At 47.4% G+C, this 247-nt stretch carries 1 protein-coding gene; it reads right to left on the bottom strand.

Going from position 1 to position 247, the window contains the following annotated elements:
- The coding region (locus FN960_RS24620; protein WP_143850859.1) for an SIS domain-containing protein at nt 1–247 on the bottom strand (247 nt) is incomplete at both ends.

Genomic DNA, 247 nt, shown 5'->3' with positions numbered 1-247 from the left:
ATGTGGAGGTCCAGCACGGCATCAGCATTTTTCGCCAGCGTGGAATTTCCATTATTGGTAATGGCGATAATTCGGTTGCCGAAATTTTTCAGTGAAGGAACTAGCTTGAGGATTTCATCCGTTTCACCGCTGGCAGAAATAAGGATCAGAAGATCGTAAGGCGTAATCATGCCCAGATCGCCATGGAAAGCTTCTGTAGGATGAATAAAGAAACTAGGCGTACCCGTAGAGGCCAGCGTCGCTGACA

This window comes from Alkalicoccobacillus porphyridii, from assembly GCF_007293315.1.
GTDB classification, from domain to species: Bacteria; Bacillota; Bacilli; order Bacillales; family Bacillaceae_D; genus Alkalicoccobacillus; species Alkalicoccobacillus porphyridii.
The sequence above is the reverse complement of the archived record's forward strand: the minus strand, read 5'-3'. Positions and strand labels throughout refer to the sequence as shown.